The following is an 18,120-nucleotide window of genomic DNA, read 5'->3' as shown; positions in this document are numbered from 1 at the left end:
AGGAAAATTAAAGCAAAAACAGGTCAAACTCGTTTGTTAATAGAGGTATAAAAAAATGGCGCCAATTGTCTTCAATTGGCGCCATTTGGCGTTGTGACGAGGACAGGACAAATTACAACATCATTTTTGGATGATTTGAAGCAATTGGCTTACTACTTGTAGTGTCTGTCTTTCATTGGCGTTATGAATTTGGTTTGGATGTCCTGTTGGGGATTGATACAAAACATATAAAAATTCAATAGGTATATGGAATAACATTAATGTAAAGTTCTACAAATATTATGAAGGATTTGAAAATATTGTTATGCTTAAGGCAGGATTGTCTTTCTTTGGCTCTATGAATAATTAATTGATTGTTGTCCAATCGGAGTTAAAAATTGGTTTATTTCTCCAAATAATGTTCCGGATTTTAAAAAGTTTTTTCTGTTCATCTTATAGCCATTTTAATGATTATGCCTACAAATGCTGCAACCAAAATTATATAGGGCTCCTGAATTTTCTTTATATAGAGTAAGGCAAGTATAGTCACAATTGCTATAAATGCTGTTGGAATATCAATTATGCTTCTTTTGGCAATTACTATCACTGATCCTACCAGTGCACCTATTACCGCAGCAGTAATACCATCAACAAAAGCTTTGACCGGTTTGTTTTGCGCTATTTTTTTAAAATAAGGCGCCATTAAAATGGTAAAGAGATAGCAGGGAAGAAAAGTAGCCAGTGCCGCTACCAAAGCCCCTAAAAAACCATTGATCAGATAACCAATAAATCCAACTGTAATTACAACAGGTCCAGGTGTAATCATGGCTACTGCAACCGAATCCAAAAATTGCTGTTCGGTCAGCCATTGATTTTCAACTACAACTCCTGAATGCAGAAAAGGAACAATGGCTAGACCGCTTCCAAAAACAAAGGTACCTGCTTTGGCAAAGAATAGGGCAATTTTTGTCAGTGTTGTGCTTTCATATTTCCAAAAGCCTGCCAATAAAAAAAGGCTTGAATTTACTGTTTTGGAATTCCACCATTTTGGAGGCGCTTTTATGATCATGTATAAAAGTCCGGCAGCTACAAATAACAGCACCTGTTCCTGCTCAGTGATATATGTGATCATGATCGCACAAATAAAAAACATCCATAAGATCCACTTGGATTTGAAAGATTCGAGGTTAAACTTCCCAATAGATTTTATGGTGAGTTTATAGGAACTCAGCGCAATTATTCCAATTACTGCCGCGCCGACTCCGTAAAATACTGCCTGAATCCAGGATAATCCGCCGTACAATTTATAAACGATTCCAAGTAAAATCACCATTATAAATGAAGGCAGGATAAATGCAAAACCGATCAGGGAAGCTCCAAGAAAGCGGTAATGTACAAAACCCAGATAAATACCAAGCTGGGCGGCAAGAGGACCGGGAGCCAGCTGCGCCAGTGCAAGGCCTTCTCGGTATTCATCCTCAGAAATCCATTTTCTATTCTCTACCAGATCCTTATGCATATAACCTACTAAAGCAACAGGGCCACCAAAGCCAATTGTGCCCAGTTTCAAAAAATATAGTGTAAGTTCTCTTAACGTATATTTGGGTTTCTCGTTCATGACATCTTTGGTATTTAAAATGCAATTCCGAATTGAAATCCTACTGTAAAAGAAGCAGGGCGATCATTTCCAAAGCGAACAGGCAGTGGCACAGCGGCAAAGTAGCTGCAATTTTTGCTTTTAATTATTGTTTTGTTCAGTACAGGAGTAAAACCATATCTGCCTGATGATTCAAAAGCGGCGCGGCCGACAAAAGTAAATCCATTTCCTAAAGCCACAAGAACTCCGGGATGAAAAAGTAAATTAGTTACTTTGTCCTTTCCATTATCATCTTTGATATTTGGGACAACCTCGAAGGAAAAACCAATTTTTTCACTTTTCCAGATGTTAATGCCGGTTGGAAAGCCTACCGCATAATAGTCTCTGAAGTTTACAGCAGTTTCATCACTATTAAAGGTAACTATAGGGTGCATAATCCCAAAGTAGCCGGTAATTTTCGGATATGTAGTCTGAGATGAGACTGTTATACAGCTTAGAAGTGCCGTAAAAAGTAATACGCATTTAATTGACATGGTTTTGCTTTTAGTTATAGAAACAAAGTTACCATGGCAATATTTTCAAAAATAGAACGGTTTTTACATTTTGTATATTGATTACTTTTTTTGGATTTTTTTGCGGTAAGAAGACGGATTTTTCCCAGTCTGTGCTTTGAATATCCTGTTGAAATGGCTCTGGTCCGAAAAACCTGTCATATACGCAATTTCAGTCAGGGTATAAGAGGTGCTTTCGATAAGATTTATGGCTTTTTCAATTCGTTGCTTCCGTACGTAATCCCCAAAATTCAAGTCCTCGAAATATTTAGAAAATTCCCTTGAGAGGTAGGATGGGTTCAAGTCGAGCTCTCCTGATATTTTCTTCAGGTCAAAGGTGAACTGAGCATCAATCTGATCCTGAATCAGGTTTTTTAAATCTTTTACCCAGGCAGGTGTTTTTCCTGCAGTCTTTTTATCTTTCAGAAATTTGCTGTAAACCTCATGTAGCAGGTTTTCAAAAGGACTGTTCTGCAGGTGTTTCTGCTTATATAAATGAGTAGCCCAGCTGTAAAGAGCATCATAAAGCACCATTCCTGTTTCAAGGAGTTTATGGTCATCAGTAATATTATGGGCTAAGCCTGCTGAAATAGCCCATAATCCAGCGGCTTCTGCTGCAAGATCATGCCTGTCGGTATCAGCACCACGCACTATTAATGCTATTATCGAAACGGCCGGATCATCGATTTTGTATTTTCTAATAATGTAATCAAATGTACACTGATCCTGATAATGGGTGTATTCAACATCAGGAATGTCAAATGGAATGGCATCTAATTCAGTTGCTTTAATTAGAACTTGACTATAAGGAACATATATAAATTCGGCATCCTTGTCCACAAATTTTCTGATAAGCCATGGACAGGCGATGCGGTCTATTTTTGGTCTTTCCCTTGTGATCCATTTCATAAATCGGTGTTTTTTAGAATCAGTGCTAAAGTACATTTTTTATCTTTTAGCAGTTCATATTTTTAGAATGTAAAATAGGGGAATAAATCAATTTTTTGTTTTAGTCGAGCGACAATTATATTTGAAAGAATGAAACAATAATACTAATTCTGACTTTGAGCAATAATTAAAAAAAGAAATTATTAGTCATAGTTTCTTTTCATTCAAGGGTTCGAGTCCTGTTAAGTTATCGAATGACAAATTAACTATTTGTATTGTTTTTTATGTAAATATATACACTGAAGCAATTTAGTCATTTTTTTAAAGAAAGAAAATAAAATCAAAAATGACTCAAAGGTAGCGTGTTTAGTACTGTAAATAAAAAAATGGCGACAATTGTCTTCAATTGGCGCCATCTGGCTGAGTGACAGGGACAGGACAAATTTCAACATCATTTTTGGATGATTTGAAGAAATTGGCTTACTACATGTAAGGTCTGTCTTCCATTGGCGTTGTGAATTTGGTTTAGATGTCCTGTTGGGGATTGATGCAAAAATTATAAAAACTCAAATGATTCATCGCATTAAACTAATATATAAATTTACAAGATTTATAGAGGATTTTAAAAAGAATGTTTTAAGCGAAGGTAAGATTGTCTTTCTTTGGCTCTATGAATTACTTCATTCGATTTATGTTTTGTGTCACAAAAGTAATCCTTTCCAATGTCCTAGTTCCAAACATTGTCAGCAGGATTAATGTCTGCGTCAAAAGAATTTCCAAGATTTATTTGTGTAATTGTTTTTTGAGTTGGAAAAATGATAGTAACGTCGCTGTAGTCTTTTTTCCAGCAGTCCATTTTTTTAGAAATTGTTTCTTTGCTGCCGTCCGAAAAGGTTAATATTAAATGAATGGGCATTATCAATTTACCAGGACTTGAAATTGTAATAGCATAGTTTTTTTTATTTTTTTTGACTTTAGTAATAGCCAAATCAGGAACATTCTTTTCAAAATACCAGTTATTCCAAAACCACTTTAAATCTACTTTGCTGTCATTTTGTAAACTATTAAAAAAATCATAGGGTGTAGGATGTTTACCTTCCCAGTTCCTGATGTAATTTTGAACACATTTATCAAACAATTCTTTTCCCAGCAATTCTTGAAGATAAAGATGGGCTAATGCTGGTTTTAAGTCCTTATTAGAGAAACGGGCCTTGCCGTATAACTGCGGAGTTGGCGTAATAATCGGCATGTCTTCTGCTGTTCCGGAGCTATTATTTACAGCACTGATGTCATAATTTAGTGGTACTGAAGAATCGATGAGCGGAGAAAGATAAAATTCTGTAAAAGTTGCCCAGCCTTCATCCATAAATGAGTATTTGGTTTCATTTGTTCCTACATAAAAAGGAAATATGCTGTGAAAAACTTCGTGTACTGTTAATGCCAGCAGCTCATTGTGATCTTCAAAAGGAAGCATATTCACCATCATAGGATATTCCATAGCATCTAAACCTTCAAAAACGGTTTGATGAGAATAGGGATAGGGAATTTTTGGAAAATAATTACTAATCAAATCTACCGTTTTAGCCGTGTAACCTACTACTTTGTTATAATTAATATGTTCGGGATTAAATACGGCGTCTATTCTTGTACGACGATTAGCGGCGGAATCCACCAAAACACTTGACGCCTGCCACACAAAATGATTGCTTATTCCAAAAGCAAAATCGGTTATATTTGACCCTTCAAATTTCCAGGTATTGACTTTGTTTTTTAGCGTGATATTCTCATTCTTTATATCTGCAGTCGTAATAATATCAATTATTTTATCTCCCGTTTCTGTTAGTTTAATTCTATCCAGAATATGTGGTCTGTAAACAGCTTCCGGATTTTTAAGATCACCCGTTGCCCAGACCTGATAATTGTCTGGAACTGTTATCGAAACATTAAAATTACCATAATCATTATAGAATTCTTCTTTACCTAAATAGTTATAATCATCCCATCCGTCAATATCATCATAAACGGCTATTCTTGGAAAAAAGTAGGCAATAAAAAAGCTGTCAGGGTCAACTTGTCCAGTCCTCACAAAAGAACCTTTATTAAGGATATAATCATACTCCATTTCAATGACAACATTTTTCCCAGGCAAAATTTTTACGCCTGTTAAGTACATATTAGTTCCTCTTATTTTTCGCTTAAAATCTTTATACTCGACGCCGTCAATAGTTATAAAATCAATATTAATTCCCGTTCCCAAGTCTTCAGAGGCAACAGGCATGTTTCTCATTGAATTGGTTTTGTAAAAGTTAGGAAATAATTTAACCATAAGCAGTTTCAAGGTGTCCGGACTATTATTTGTATATGCGATACGCACTTTTCCACTCAGCTTTCTTGTCAATGGATTGAAATGAACATCTATATTGTAATCACCGCTATTCTGCCAATACTTTTCACCAGGAGTGCCTATAGTGTTTCGAGTTTTCTTTTGATTGGCTTTTGCCACAGTCTGCAATAAAGGAATATCCTGCGCGTACAGGTTTAAATGCAGAACGAATAAAAACAGTAATGAGCCAAATTTTATTTTATTTTGGAATAGGTAGTGTAAGGTAGGCATAATCGAAAGTTAATTTAGATATTGAGATTGGCAGTTGTTTTGCAAAGAAATAAAAAGTTTCGCTCTTGAGAATAGAATTTTTGCATATTCAATAAAAGAAACTGTTATCTATTTTTTTACTTTAAAGTATCGCGGTTTATACATACTGATTTTACGTTCAGCAGCTTCGAAAGCAGCGATATTTTCATTATATGGAATTCGGTAGGATCTCTTCATCTGAACATCCCAAAAATCTCTTTCGTCTTTCCAACGTTCGTAAAGAAAATATTTTGTTTCATCATTTTGATCATAACTTGCGGCCATCAACGTACATGTTTCCTCATTGGCAACTCTTTCTAAATGCGGTAAAAGGATGTCTTCAAATTCTTTTATTTTGCCTGGTTTCAATGTAAATTCAACTGTAATTTCTATTTCTGTCGATTTTTCTGTACTTTTTATCATATCGATTTTTACTATTTTATTTATACTTTTTTTGAGGTGGTAAATAAAAAAATCACACTCTGAATATTATAATCAATGCGTATTTCTAAATAATTTGCATGATAGAATACGCATTGTGCTATTATATATTTGATTTAGCAATGTTTTAATTAGGTAGAGTGTTTAAAAACTTTAAGATTTCGTTTCCGATTTCTACTGCATGCGTTTCCAATGCAAAATGACCTGTATCATAGAATTTTATAGTTGCATCAGATATATCACGTTTAAATGCCTCTGCACCCTGAGGTAAAAAATAAGGATCTTTATTGCCCCATACAGCTAAGAATTTTGGTTTGTAATTCCTGAAATATTCCTAATACGTCATGCCGGTTTTCAGGGAAAACAAAGCCGGTCATTTTTTCAATATCTCTTCCATAGGCGGTTATGTAGGAGGATATGCCGGCTGGGGCGCTTATTGTGCCGGCAAATTTGCTGTTGCAGGTCTTACAGAAGCGCTGCACGCAGAAACCAATGCAATGGGGATAAAATCTACTGTGGTTTATCCGGGTGCCTTCAGGACCGATTTCCTGAGCAAGACATCACTTAAAACGCCATCAGATTTGATCGGCCAGTACAAGGAAGCAAGGACATCCCAGGAGTTTTACCAGAATGAATTAAGTGGCAATCAACAAGGAAGCCCAGAGAAGTTTGCAGAAGCGATAATCGAAATCTCTCGAAGCAGCAATCCTCCTTTACACTTATTCTTAGGAAGAGATACGTATAATGCCACCTTAAAAAAAATGGACATAGTACGAACAGATCTTGAAAAATGGAAAGAGCTGTCGTTTTCGACTTCATTTGAGTAGGAATATCCATTTGGGAATAAACCAATTTTTTGCTTTAGTCGAGCGACAATTATATTTGAAAGAATGAAAGCAATAATTCTAATTCTGACTTTGAGCAATCATTAGAGAAAAAAAAAGAAATTATGAGTCCCGGTTTCTCTTCATTCACGGGGTTCGAATCCTGTTAAGTTATCGAATGACAAATTAACTATCTGTGCTATTTTTTATATAAATATATACAATCAAGCAGTTTAGCTATTATTTTAAAGAAAGAAAAATAAAAGCAAAAATCATTCAAAGTCAGCGTATTTTAGGAGTATAAATAAAAAAATGGCGCCAATTGAAGACAATTGGCGCCATCTGGCTGAGTGAGAGGGACAGGACAGATTACAACATCATTTTTGGATGATTTGAAGAAATTGGCTTACTACATGTAGGGTCTGTATTCCATTGGCTTTTTAAATTTGGTTTGGATGTCCTGTTGGGGATTGACGTAAAAAAATATAAAAACTAAAAAAGTTTATGGCAATAAACTAATATACAATTTTACAAATATTATCGAGGATTTGAAAAGAATGTTTTAAGTTAAGGAAAGGTTGTCTTTCTTTGGCTCTATGAATTTCTAAAAAAAAAAACATGAAATCCAGGCCAGTAATTGTTCCAATTGAATGATTGTCTTAATTCTAATATAGGTTAATTGACTGTTGTTTTAGAAGCAGACCTAAACCTTTTATAAATGATAAAATATAATACCTATTCTGCTGTTTTCTTCTCTTCTGCAACGGCAATATCTCCCTTGTCGGGATGCATTTCTTCCTGTTCCAGTTTGGCTGCTGCTTCATATTGAAGACTGATAAAAATAGGAAAATGATCCGAACCAAAATTATGAAGACGTTTCATTTCCTTGATTTTTAATTCGGTGGAAATAAAAGCATGATCAAGAGGGAATCTCAGGAAAGGATAATGGGCGTGAAAAGAATTGTAGAAACCTCTTCCTCTTCTTGGATCAAGAAGTCCGCTCATTTTTAGAAAAAGTTCGGTGGTATAGCTCCATGCGACATCATTTAAATCGCCAATGACAATAACGGGCAGGTCTGAATCCTTGGCTAGATCAGCTATAAGTAAAAGTTCTTTGTCTCGTTCTTTAGATGTTGGATTTTCCATAGGAACAGGCGGTTCGGGGTGCACTGCAAACATTTGGATAAGCTGTCCGCCCTGAAGTACAATCTGGGTATGAATTGAGGGGATATCTTTTTCAACAAGATGTTTTACCTGGGTATTTCGAAGTTCTAATTTGGAATATAACAACATGCCATAGGTATTCTCCAAAGGCACTTTTTTAAAGAAAGGATAATGCTCTTCAAGTGACTTTGTTTCTCTTTGCCAGACAGAATTGGTTTCCAGTAAAAGCAATACATCAGGATTAGCTTTGCGGACTTCTTTCAGACATCCTTTATAATTTGTATTGAACTGGTAAACATTACTGATCATTACGCTGAATCCGTTCTCTGGTATTTCAGATGTAATTTTCTTGACCTGTTTCTTTCCAAAAAAGGTAAAAGGAAGTATCTGCCTTAAAAGATACACTGCATTGATAATCATTGCCAGAAGTAGAACATCATTGAAATCATATCCTTTTTTACTGCTGTAAAATACAAGAAATGCAATGCAGAAAGTGTTTGTGACCAGTTTTTGAAGTCTTGGATAATCACAGATGCGAAATATCCAATATTCATTTTTAATTAATGGAATAAAAGTAACAATGACAAGAAAAATGGAAAGCACAAACAAAAAATACTGCATAAAATCGGATACAAAAATTGAATACTATTTATAGGGAAAGATAAAGTTTTTTTTTGGATTATATGATAAAGAGAAAGGCTTTCTGGATAGTGAGCCGCAAATTGCAATTAACCAATATGCTAAGACCAGTATTGCATTGATTAGGAAATAGAAAAAACTTTGTCCGTGATTGGAACTGCTATTGTTATATTCTCTATTTTTAGATATAGTCGAGTATTAAAGAGCTGATAATTTTAAAGTTATACAGATGCCGGCTTAATTAGAATTAAGATCATGCCAGCACAAGAAATCAAATCTTAATGTAAAAATTTTCAAAAGAAGGCTGCTCCGCATTATTATCAGAGACTAAATGCATTGCCTTATCAATGAGCTGTATCAAATCCTGGTAGCTGACCGGTTTGGTGATAAAGTAATTGGCTCCCATGGCATACATCTTTTGAATGTCAGAAGGGTTGCTGCTCGTGGTAAATATGATAATTATGTGGCTTTTGAGTTCAGGTGAAGATCTGATTTTTCTCAGACATTCCGCTCCTGACAGTATTGGCATGTTCAGATCCAAAAAAATCAAATCTGCTTCGGGTTTCGGCGGACCTTCAAGAAGGGTTATCAATGCTTCGCCATTATTTGAGACTGAAAGTTTTACCTCAGGAAATTTCTCGGTAAAAACTTCGGAAAAAAAATCGCAGTCATCAAGATCATCATCCGCTAATAGGATGTGTTTAAATATTTTTTGTTTCATAATATTATGGCGCAGCAAGGCCTTTTTATCAAAGATAATATTCTAATATCTTTTGGCAAAAACTGCAAAATAGTGTGGTTTTTGGTATGACGTTTTATTTTGATGGGTTTAAAAATATTATATTCTATAAAAATCAAGTTCCGTGGAGGAGCAAAAAAGCCGTATAGTGCTTTGTGTGTAGGGTTTATCAGTTTGCAAAATGTATAATATTAAATATTTTTCTTTCATAATTGAAGTATCGTTAATTGAAATGTTATAAAATAAAATCATAAAAGTTATATAATTCCCATGTTATACATGGGAATTATATAAAAAAAATATTTTTTTCGTCCAGTGTCTCTTAGTAATAACAAATAATAATGACCAAAGCTTTCAAATCTTTAATAGTTTCAATCTTTCTAAATCTTCAATAGCTTCAATCTTTCTTAATAATTAGATACCCAGTCTTTGCATCTTCATAAGATGGAAGGGCTTCCAGTTTTTATGTAATTCACACCCAAGAGAAATTACCGCTGAATTTAGTGCTATTACAGTATTTTTAGTGTACTTGATTATAAAAAATATTTCATTTGGTTCAATAAGCAGCTTCTGATTGATATTATAGATATTTTGAGATTTAATTGTTAAAGGCATTTTGGAATCAGAACAAAGTGCATTTATTACCAATGCGATGCAAAAATTTCCCCTTAGCTTATTACAGCTGTTTTCATCAACTATGCTTTTAGCTGATAGTAAGGTATTGTTTTTTAAAGAGCAGAGTAATTATATAATTTCATCCTTGAATGATGTAACTGCCTGCTTGTTTGGTTTTTGATATTTGTGTTTTATAATTATAAAAGTCCTACAGCTGCTGAATTTTTATAATTAAGTATTAAAATCAAAAAATCAATGAAAACTGAAAGCACAAAAAAACGCATTGCAATTTTAGGCGGAGGTCCAAGCGGTCTTTTTGTTTATAAGAGATTGGTCGAATCCGGTTCAAATGATTTTGAGATTACTATTTTTGAGAGAAAAGCTGAGCTTGGGTCCGGAATGCCTTACAGCACCGAAGGATCCAATATGGAGCATATCACCAATGTATCAGATAATGAAGTGCCGCATATTGTATCTGAGATGTCAGAGTGGATTTGCACTGCACCTGCTGAATTGCTGGAAAGATTTAATATTAAACCGGATCAATTTAACGAATATAAGGTAGTGCCGAGGCTGCTTTTTGGAAGTTATCTTACTGCTCAGTTCGAAATTTTGCTTGAAGAAGGGAAGAAAGCGGGAATTGCTACAACTGTGCATTTTGAAAGCACAGTTACTGATATTAACTACGATATAAAAAATGAAACGGTAACGGTTGAAACTTTAAATGGCAGTAATCAAGAGTTTGGTTATGCTGTTATCTGCACAGGCCACAACTGGCCAATACGTCATGAAGGGAAAGTTCCCGGCTATTATGACGCACCATATCCTCCCCGAAAATTAGTGCAACATTTTAATCATCCAGTTGCTGTAAAAGGCTCTTCTTTAACGGCTATTGATGCCATAAGAACCATGGCACGGAACAACGGTGCCTTTGAAAAGGATTACGAAGGGAACCTTAATTTCAAATTAAATCCAGAAAGTGCAGATTTTAGAATAATGATGCATTCCAGAAGCGGTATGCTTCCCGCGGTTCGTTTTCATTTGGAAGATTCGCATCTTTCCAATGACTCTTTACTGACTGCCGAAGAGATAGACCAGCACAGAAATAATAATGAAGGATTCTTGTCTCTTGACTTTATATTTGAAAAGGATTTTAAAGAAATATTCCGCGCAAAAGATCCAGAATTTTATCAGCGGATTAAAGATTTTTCAATAGAAGATTTCGTAGCCGATATGATGGAACTGCGCGAACGGCTTGATCCTTTCCAGCTTTTAAGAGCTGAATACGTGCAGGCGGAGAAATCGATCAAAAGACAGGAATCAATTTACTGGAAAGAAATGCTGGCGGTGCTCAGTTTTGCGATGAATCATCCCGCTAAATATTTTTCGGCGGAAGACATGAAGCGTCTTCAAAAAGTTCTGATGCCGCTTATTTCAATTGTAATTGCATTTGTTCCCCAAAAATCATGTGAAGAATTGCTGGCTCTGCATCAGGCCGGCGTGCTCGATTTAGTTCCTGTTGGGGATGAGAGCAGCGTTGAACCGCAAAACGAAGGAGGGATTCTATATAATTTCAGAGATAACAAAAATAATGAGCAATCCGTATATTATAAAACATTTGTAGACTGTGTGGGACAGCCTCATTTATCTTACCATGATTTTCCTTTCAAGAATCTGCTGGACCAGAAAGCGATTAGTCCGGCGCGTTTAAGATTTAAATCGGCAGAAGCGGGGCAGACTGCGTTTACCGCAGATTCTGAGAAAGTTGAGAAAGATGAAAACGGAGATTATTTTTTGAATGTTTCCGGAATAGCCATTAATGACAATTTTCAAATTATCGATCAATACGGCGCATACAACAAAAACGTATATATTATGGCTGTGCCTTACATTGGAGGATTAAATCCCGATTATTCCGGCTTGGATTTTTGTGAAGCAGCTTCTATGCGCATAGTTGGAGATATTTTAAATGATTAATAAATTATATTTTATTTTTTCTGCATTTATCACTGCAGTATTTAACGTCATCCCATACTTTTTCCCATTTCTTTCGCCATGAAAAAGGGCGACTGCAGACGGGACAGATTTTGCTGGGCAGATTTTCTTTTTTTAATTTTCGCAAAATGAAAGCTGTTTCAATTATTGAACTTTAATTTCTTCTTTTCTTGATGTGCCACATGGCGGCAATTCGATATTTACCTTCATTTTTGCTCAATTTTTATAGTATTGATTCAAAAAATGCCTTTCTGAAAAGGAAGTTTTTTATCTTCTCTTTGAAATTTTATTGTTTGAAATCCCGCGCTGTCTGCTGCATTTAAAACGATCAATTTCAGCCGGGCGTTTTGCCGCATGTTTGGTGCTGCAGCTTTCAACTCGTTTGCGCCATAATTTGTAACTGCTGAATTTGAGTTCTTTTTTCATTAAAGCCTTTACATCAGCTTCAGATAAATTAAACTGAAATTTTATAGCATCAAAAGTGGTTCGGTCTTCCCATGCCATTTCAATTATACGATCAAGTTCAATAGCAGAAAAGCCAGTATGTTTTGCATTCATAAAAGTAAGTATTTAGGGCTGTCAAATGACAATAATAGCAGTGCTAAAATACTTAATTAAAATTATTTTGTTTAATGTTATTTGATAAAAGTTAAACAATTGTTACCTTTAAACTTTAATTCAGCATTATTTAAGCTGTTTGGAAAAAATATAAACAACAGAAGCATGAAAATTCTATTAACAGGCGCAACAGGATATGTAGGCAAGAGGCTGCTGCCTTTACTGCTGGAACAGGGGTATGAAGTAATCTGTTGTGTGCGGGATAAGAACCGATTTTATTTTCCTGAAAAAACTTCAGCAAATTTGCAGCTTATTGAAGTTGACTTTTTAGAATCGCAAAGCCTAGAAAATATTCCCAATGATATTGATGCTGCTTATTACCTTATACATTCCATGTCCGGTGCTGATAATTATGATGAACTCGAAGGTATTTCTGCTCAAAATTTCAAAGAAAAAATAAACAAAACAAATGCCAGACAGATTATTTATTTAAGCGGTATTGTTAATGATAAATCGCTGTCTAAGCATCTATCCTCGAGAAAAGCAGTAGAGGAAATTCTAAAAACGGGGAAAACTCCGACCACCACACTTAGAGCTGGAATTATTGTAGGATCTGGCAGCGCTTCCTTTGAAATTATTCGGGATCTGGTTCATAAACTGCCAGTAATGATTACTCCAAAGTGGCTCAATACCAAATGCCAGCCCATTGCGATTGCAGATGTTTTAGAATTTTTAATAAAATCACTGCTGAATACTAAAACTTACAACTGCAGTTTTGATATCGGCGGTCCTGATATTCTTACCTATAAGGAAATGCTCTTAAAGTTCGCCGAGGCTAAAAAACTCAAAAGATATATTTATACGCTTCCGGTAATGACACCAAAGTTATCATCTTACTGGCTGTATTTTATTACTTCTACCTCTTTCAAACTCGCTTCGGCATTAGTTAGCAGCATGAAAGTCGAAGTGGTCTGCAGTGATAATAGAATTAATGATTTATTGAATGTCAAGCCAATGAGCTACTATCAGGGGTTGCAAAAGGCGCTTGTAAAGATTGATCAAGATGCCGTAGCTTCAAGCTGGAAAGATGCACAGATCAGCGGACAGTTTAAAGGAAGTGTTGTTTATTATCTCAAGGTTCCCAAAAAGGATTGTTTTATAGACAGAAGAAAAAGAGAAATCATAAGCCGTGATTCCACCATTGCCAAAATTTGGTCTATTGGGGGAGAAACAGGCTGGTATTACGCAGACTGGCTCTGGAGCCTGCGCGGCTTGATTGATAAGATTTTTGGAGGGGTAGGCGCCAGACGCGGCAGAACAAGCAAGCATGAAATTCATGCCGGCGATGCACTGGATTTTTGGCGTGTGGTTTATGCAGATAAAAAAGAAGGTAAATTAATTTTGTATGCCGAGATGAAACTTCCCGGAGAGGCATGGCTGGAATTTAAAATTTTCAATAACACCTTATATCAGGCGGCAACCTTTAGGCCAAAAGGAATTTTAGGCAGGCTTTACTGGTATTCCGTTCTGCCTTTTCATGGTTTTATATTTAACGGGATGATTAATGAATTAGTTTTAGAATAGCAGACAACTAAAGTTTTTATGATGTATTTTTAGTTTCTGTAATGCTATTAGGTGAAGCTGCTTCTTGAAAGAGATTGCTTTTTTATAGAATGGTAATCTGTAAGAGGTCTATGAATCGAATTAGTACAGCTGTTTGGAGATTGTTAATAATTAAAAAAAAATAAAAAAACATCCGTTAAAAAAGAAATTTATTCTTGACAGTGTCACTGCTTTAAGAATAAACTGCTTTTTTCTCTTGCATTGCATGGAACGGATGCTTAAATTTACTTACATCATTGCAGCTAATGAAATTGCTGTGATACTATATTTATATAATGGATAGAAAAATAATTTTACTGGTAGATGATGATTTTGACGATGCGGAATTTTTCAAGTGGGCAATGAAGGGAACAGAAGAAGCATTTGCAATTGAATTTGTGGACAGCGGCGAGGCGGCGCTCCGTTTGCTCTCCGAATTGGAGTCACTGCCTGATTTGATATTACTGGATGCCGGAATGCCGAAAATGAACGGCTGGGAACTGCTAAGGATTATTAAGCAGGATTTGAAGTTTGGCAGTATACCGGTTATAATGATTGCAACTTCCAATGCTTTGAAAGGCATAGACCAGGCGCATTCTTTAGGGGCGGCAGCTTATATTGTCAAGCCTTCCGATTTTGGTGAATTGCGATCGATAGTCCAGCAGCTCTGCACTGGGGTTCAAGCGGATTTGAAAAGTACACTGGAGAGTATGCACTCCAATTTGCCGGAAAATATTTATCCATTTAGATAGATGCATAAAAAAGATCAATTTTGATCTGCAGGATATTAATGTTACAGCTGTGCTGCTGACACTAAAAGTGACGTTTTCTGCTCTAAAGCATACGTTGATACTTTCTAAATTCAATCATTTTAATGAATATTAAAGATATAGTTAACCGCGATCTTGTTACATTAACCAATTGTGACCAAGAGCCCATACATATCCCTGGACAGATCCAGCCGCATGGTTTTTTAATCGGACTTACTTCTGATTGGACTATAGACTACTGCACGGGTAATATTTCATCTTTTATTGATATAAGCCATACTCAGGCATTAGGAAATAAATTTGAAACTGTTTTTGGAGGCAGTGCACATCAGCTGATTTTTAATTATATAAATTCAGATACGGTGCAGAATGTATTTCCGCTGGAAATAGAACTGCTTGGAAAAAAATTTCAGGTCAATATCCATCAAAGTGATGGTATTTATGTACTGGAGGCTGAGCCTCAGTTTGATAAACAGATTCTGGGAGATGTCTACACGCAGACTATTGAGTTTGTAACGCAGATGAACAATACAAAGTCGCTGAAAGATCTTTGCGCGCTGGTGGCAGAGGGTACAAGGGAAATAACAGGATATGACCGTGTGATGATCTATCGTTTTGACGAGCAGTATAATGGCGAGGTTTATGCTGAAAGCTGCAAAAAAGATCTGGAGCCGTTTTTGGGCCTGCATTATCCCCATACCGATATTCCGGTGCAGGCAAGGGAATTGTACATAAAGAACCAGCTTAGGTTAATTGTAGATATCAATTACCAGCCTGTTCCCATTTTTACCATAGATGACAAGGATTATAAAAATCTTGATTTAAGCCTTTCTATTTTAAGAAGCACTTCACCCATTCACGTGCAGTATCTCAAAAATATGGGTGTCGGTGCAACGCTGACCATTTCCCTTATTCATCATGACCGTTTGTGGGGCCTGATTGCCTGCCATCATTATTCGCAGAAGAATATCTCCCCGGCAGTGCGGCTGGCTGCTAAACTGCAGGGCCAGTTTATTACCTCGCAGATTGATATACGGGAATCAAATGACGAGAATATCAATGCCAAGAAATCTCTTGAAGCACTAGAGCATTTAGCGGCTCATGATCTTCCCCTTGCTGAGGATTCTTTGAATGCCATTATCAGAATGCCGGAGCTGCTGGCTCTGTGCAATTCTGCAGGAGTTTCAATATCTTTTCGAAATAAAATTTACAAGAACGGTCTAACCCCTGAGGATGATCAGATAAAAGCTTTTGTGGAGCTGGCAGAGCATAAACGATCCGCTGAATTTTACGTTACAAGAAAAATAAGCGATGATTTTCCTTGCTTGGAAAGCTGTTCCAATTGTGCCGGAGTAATTTATCATCCTCTAGGCAATTCCAGTCATATCATCTGGTACCGTCCAGAAACCGTCTCGGAAATCAACTGGGCTGGCGATCCGGAGAAAAGCATAGTCAAGGATGAAAAAGGGCTGCATCCAAGAAACTCCTTTAATACATGGAAACAGGTTGTGAAAGGACAGAGCAGCATTTGGAGGCAGTACGAGGTGAATTCAGCTGCCAAATATGCACATTCCCTCCATCACAATTTAATGATGATTCTCCTTAGTGAGGAAGAAGAAAAATACAGGCTTCAAAGTGAAATTTTAAGGGAGACCAATTCTGAACTGGAAAATATCAACTGGATCAGTACGCATGATCTGCAGGAGCCTCTTAGAAAAATACAGATGATCACTTCCAAGCTGCTTGCGGAAAAAGCAGACACCCCCGAAGATCCTGATTTTGATTCTCTGCAGCGCGTTTCAAAATCCGCTTCAAGAATGCGCGAACTGCTGCAGGATATCTTGAAATACACTAGGATTAAAAACACCAGAGAGGCTGCTGAAAAAATAGATTTGAATCTAATTTTTGAATCTGTGATAGAGGAAATAAGCGAGGCGGTTTCTGAAACTGATGCGGTTATTGAGTGCGGGAAACTCCCGCAAGTGAACGCAATAGGCTTTTTAATGAAGCAGCTGTTTTTAAATATTATCCAGAATTCATTGAAATATGCTTCGCCGGACCGGCCGCCTGTCATAAAGATAACTGCTTCACAGGAACCTGTAATGATAAAGAACCTCTTTCATGTATACTGCAGCTGGGTCAAGTTTTCTGATAATGGAATCGGTTTTGACCAGATTCATGCAGATTCTTTATTTAAAGTTTTTACAAGGCTCCATACCCAGCAAGAGTACAGCGGATCAGGAATTGGGCTGGCACTATGCAAAAAAATCATGCAGACATTAGGCGGAACAATTACTGCCGAAGGGAAAGCGGGGCAAGGGGCGAGCATAACCATTTATTTTCCCTGTGATCCTGAGGATTCACTAATTTAAATCTATTTCAACAGTCTGCAAGAAATTAAATATTGCAGAGCTTCGATGAAAGTCCTGATGGGTTCGATTCTAAATTTATTAACTATCTTTGCCCTGAATAATGCATTTTTCCGGATGCAATTCTGTCTTTTGTCGATTTTTCATAAATTTATATTTCAGATCAAAGCATCTGCAGATTTTTAAATTCCTGTTTTATCTTTTAACTGCTGATAGTAAATTATGGCTGTTCCAAATAATACTTCCCGCAGCATATTTATAGTGGATGATGATCAGGATGACAGAGACTTTTTAGCCGATGCGCTTTTGGCGGTTAATCCTGATGCTGCAGTAAAGCAATTGGAGGATGGCATGTATCTAATGGAGAATCTTCAGGGAAATAAAGAAGAGCTGCCGGATCTTATTTTCCTTGATATCAATATGCCGGGAAAAAGCGGCCTGGAGTGTCTGAGAGAAATCAAAATGCAGGATGGCAATTTAAAAAATGTAAAAGTTATTATGCTCTCTACCAGCAGCGACCCGTCAGATATTGAATCGGCTCAAGAACTTGGGGCTTCGTTCTATGCTGTAAAACCAAATTCATTTCAGGTTATGAGGCTGTTTCTAAGTGAGGTTATGAAGATGGATTGGAATCTTCTGGACAACAGAAAGAAATTTCGTCTTATATAAGCAATACGTTTTTAGATAACCTGAATAGAAAAATTTTGCACATTTCAATATTCGAGCACAGGTTCTTTATCTAAAATTAATGCACATG

General features: G+C 36.3%; 15 protein-coding genes and 1 pseudogene. 6 read left to right on the top strand and 10 right to left on the bottom strand.

The genetic code is table 11. The annotated features are described in order from the left end of the window. Window positions 1-427 precede the first annotated feature (427 nt). The 6 genes and pseudogenes from ACFFLS_RS12645 to ACFFLS_RS12620 form a co-directional block, all read right to left on the bottom strand. A complete protein-coding gene (locus ACFFLS_RS12645) occupies window positions 428-1,597 on the bottom strand; it encodes a chromate transporter (RefSeq protein ID WP_379686439.1) in 1,170 nt (389 codons plus the stop codon). 14 nt (window positions 1,598-1,611) lie between these two features. Then, window positions 1,612-2,109, bottom strand: coding sequence for a hypothetical protein (locus ACFFLS_RS12640; protein WP_379686440.1), 498 nt, complete (start codon window positions 2,107-2,109; stop codon window positions 1,612-1,614). A gap of 81 nt (window positions 2,110-2,190) precedes the next feature. After that, the gene (locus ACFFLS_RS12635; protein WP_379686442.1) at window positions 2,191-3,036 is read right to left on the bottom strand and encodes a chromate resistance protein ChrB domain-containing protein; all 846 of its coding nucleotides are present in this window, start codon (window positions 3,034-3,036) and stop codon (window positions 2,191-2,193) included. Between the two features lie 706 nt (window positions 3,037-3,742). Further along, complete coding sequence (locus ACFFLS_RS12630; protein WP_379686444.1) at window positions 3,743-5,629, bottom strand: M1 family metallopeptidase; 1,887 nt, start codon at window positions 5,627-5,629, stop codon at window positions 3,743-3,745. 108 nt (window positions 5,630-5,737) lie between these two features. Continuing rightward, entirely contained in the window at window positions 5,738-6,070 is a 333-nt protein-coding gene (locus ACFFLS_RS12625) for a putative quinol monooxygenase (RefSeq protein WP_379686446.1), read from the bottom strand. Between the two features lie 145 nt (window positions 6,071-6,215). Beyond that, window positions 6,216-6,407 (bottom strand): annotated as a pseudogene (locus tag ACFFLS_RS12620) (alpha/beta fold hydrolase); the annotation flags it as partial. A gap of 25 nt (window positions 6,408-6,432) precedes the next feature. Here ACFFLS_RS12620 and ACFFLS_RS12615 point away from each other — a divergent pair. Then, the gene (locus tag ACFFLS_RS12615) at window positions 6,433-6,915 is read left to right on the top strand and encodes an SDR family NAD(P)-dependent oxidoreductase (RefSeq protein ID WP_379686448.1); all 483 of its coding nucleotides are present in this window, start codon (window positions 6,433-6,435) and stop codon (window positions 6,913-6,915) included. A gap of 732 nt (window positions 6,916-7,647) precedes the next feature. On the opposite strand, the gene ACFFLS_RS12610 is transcribed toward ACFFLS_RS12615, so the two are convergent. Further along, on the bottom strand, window positions 7,648-8,697 hold the full coding sequence (locus ACFFLS_RS12610; RefSeq protein WP_379686449.1) for an endonuclease/exonuclease/phosphatase family protein: 1,050 nt from the start codon (window positions 8,695-8,697) through the stop codon (window positions 7,648-7,650). Window positions 8,698-8,986: 289 nt separating this feature from the next. Beyond that, complete coding sequence (locus tag ACFFLS_RS12605) at window positions 8,987-9,436, bottom strand: response regulator (protein WP_379686451.1); 450 nt, start codon at window positions 9,434-9,436, stop codon at window positions 8,987-8,989. An 888-nt stretch (window positions 9,437-10,324) separates the two neighbouring features. On the opposite strand from ACFFLS_RS12605, the gene ACFFLS_RS12600 reads away from it, so the two are divergent. Next, the gene (locus ACFFLS_RS12600) at window positions 10,325-12,046 is read left to right on the top strand and encodes an FAD/NAD(P)-binding protein (RefSeq protein WP_379686452.1); all 1,722 of its coding nucleotides are present in this window, start codon (window positions 10,325-10,327) and stop codon (window positions 12,044-12,046) included. Window positions 12,047-12,050: 4 nt separating this feature from the next. Here ACFFLS_RS12600 and ACFFLS_RS12595 read toward each other — a convergent pair whose 3' ends face one another. Together ACFFLS_RS12595 and ACFFLS_RS12590 are read right to left on the bottom strand one after the other, a co-directional pair. Continuing rightward, a complete protein-coding gene (locus ACFFLS_RS12595) occupies window positions 12,051-12,191 on the bottom strand; it encodes a DUF2256 domain-containing protein (RefSeq protein ID WP_379686454.1) in 141 nt (46 codons plus the stop codon). 140 nt (window positions 12,192-12,331) lie between these two features. After that, entirely contained in the window at window positions 12,332-12,622 is a 291-nt protein-coding gene (locus ACFFLS_RS12590) for a TIGR03643 family protein (RefSeq protein WP_379686456.1), read from the bottom strand. Between the two features lie 165 nt (window positions 12,623-12,787). On the opposite strand from ACFFLS_RS12590, the gene ACFFLS_RS12585 reads away from it, so the two are divergent. From ACFFLS_RS12585 to ACFFLS_RS12570, 4 genes are all read left to right on the top strand, one after another. Continuing rightward, window positions 12,788-14,206 (top strand): SDR family oxidoreductase, encoded by a 1,419-nt coding sequence (locus tag ACFFLS_RS12585; RefSeq protein WP_379689417.1) that lies wholly within the window; start codon window positions 12,788-12,790, stop codon window positions 14,204-14,206. Window positions 14,207-14,520: 314 nt separating this feature from the next. Then, the gene (locus tag ACFFLS_RS12580) at window positions 14,521-14,976 is read left to right on the top strand and encodes a response regulator (protein WP_379686458.1); all 456 of its coding nucleotides are present in this window, start codon (window positions 14,521-14,523) and stop codon (window positions 14,974-14,976) included. Between the two features lie 122 nt (window positions 14,977-15,098). After that, window positions 15,099-17,366: an ATP-binding protein gene (locus tag ACFFLS_RS12575; protein ID WP_379686459.1), complete on the top strand. Its 2,268-nt coding sequence runs from the start codon at window positions 15,099-15,101 to the stop codon at window positions 17,364-17,366. Between the two features lie 258 nt (window positions 17,367-17,624). Beyond that, entirely contained in the window at window positions 17,625-18,032 is a 408-nt protein-coding gene (locus ACFFLS_RS12570; RefSeq protein WP_379686461.1) for a response regulator, read from the top strand. The last annotated feature ends 88 nt before the right edge of the window (window positions 18,033-18,120 follow it).

Source organism: Flavobacterium procerum (assembly GCF_042431625.1).
Lineage (GTDB): Bacteria > Bacteroidota > Bacteroidia > Flavobacteriales > Flavobacteriaceae > Flavobacterium > Flavobacterium procerum.
Note: the sequence above shows the minus strand (reverse complement) of the source record. Positions and strands in the feature narration are given on the sequence as shown.